This window comes from Sphingomonas sanguinis (genome assembly GCF_001476905.1).
Lineage (GTDB): Bacteria > Pseudomonadota > Alphaproteobacteria > Sphingomonadales > Sphingomonadaceae > Sphingomonas > Sphingomonas sanguinis_B.
In genome coordinates this window covers 1-513 of the sequence record NZ_LDTE01000196.1, presented here as the reverse complement: position 1 = coordinate 513, position 513 = coordinate 1, and the positions used below count along the sequence as shown (strand labels likewise).

The window sequence follows — 513 nt, the reverse complement described above, 5'->3', positions numbered from 1 at the left end:
CGACCTGCTGCGCGGCGGCCACCACCGCCGCATCGCTCGCCTCGTCACGCTTGCCGGTCTCTCCGGCGAAGCGCGCGATATTCTCGGCCACGGTCCCGGCGAACAGCGCCGAATCCTGGGGCAGATAGCCGATATGCGTTGCGAGCCGTTCGGGGTCCCAGTCGCGCGCATCCGCCCCGTCGAAACGGATCGTGCCACGGTCCGGCGTCAGCGCGCCCGCGATGGCGCGGATCAGGGTGGACTTGCCCGCCCCGCTGGGTCCGATCAGCGCGACGACCTCGCCGGGCTGGATCGCGAAGGATATGCCCTGCAGGATCGCCGCGTCACGACTGTCCGTCAGCACGGTGACGCCCTCCAGCTGGATCGCACCGCGCGGCGGGGGCAGTTGTGTCGGGCGTTGCGTCGCGGGTGCGGTGGCGAGCAGCGATTGCAGGCTGGCATAGCTCTGTCGCGCCTGCACGATGTTCCGCCAGGTCGCGATCAGCTGCTCGATCGGCTGGAGCGCGCGGGCGA

At 71.0% G+C, this 513-nt stretch carries 1 protein-coding gene; it reads right to left on the bottom strand.

Annotated features, from left to right (window positions below; translation table 11 throughout):
• The coding region (locus tag SB4_RS18530; RefSeq protein WP_153006348.1) for an ATP-binding cassette domain-containing protein at nt 1-513 on the bottom strand (513 nt) is incomplete at both ends.